The organism is Bradyrhizobium sp. Unk1, assembly GCF_059512345.1.
In genome coordinates this window covers 1-630 of record NZ_JCAMOP010000212.1, presented here as the reverse complement: position 1 = coordinate 630, position 630 = coordinate 1, and the positions used below count along the sequence as shown (strand labels likewise).

Here is a 630-nt window from a genome sequence, read left to right as displayed (position 1 = left end):
TAATGAAGAAAGAGATTCGCCAACAGCGGGCTGATGACAGCCCCCTGCGGAGTTCCTCTTGTGCGCTTGACCAAGCTCGACATCAAGAGCTTCTTCGACGAAATCGATTGGAGCCTTCTGATGAAGGCCGCGCGCCGCGCCGCCACACCGACTGCAAATGGGTCTTGCTCTACCTGCAAAGGTGGCTGGAAGCGCCCGCGAGCATGCCGGATCCAGCATCGACGCCGAGCCACAGCCAGTGCATCATGTGCTGATTTCCCTGGCCGATACCCATAGGAATCCATGTGGAACACGGGCTCCAGGATCGGTTCAAGATAACGCTTGGCCACCATCTGGGCGATCCTGTCCGAGACCGTTGGTATTCCCAACGGTCGCGTGCTGCCAGCTCCGCCTTTCGGTATGTCAACGCGCCGCACCGGAGGCGGAAAGTAGCTGCCCGAACTCATCCGATTCCAGATCCGATAGAGATTCTTACTCAGATCTCGGTCGAAGTCTTCGATCGACTGCCCGTCAACACCAGCTGCCCCTTGGTTAGCCTTCACTTGCTTATACGCCTCCCACACATCGCGTTTGGCAATACAAAACGGCTTGGCCTTACTCATGCCGATCATCCCCTTTCGGGTTGTCGAC

Annotated in this window: 1 protein-coding gene; it reads right to left on the bottom strand. The window is 57.3% G+C overall.

The genetic code is table 11. The annotated features are described in order from the left end of the window. A partial coding sequence (locus AC5ZFO_RS48190; protein ID WP_496124294.1) for an RNA-dependent RNA polymerase family protein occupies positions 1 to 602 on the bottom strand: 602 nt, incomplete at its 3' end. Positions 603 to 630 lie beyond the last annotated feature (28 nt).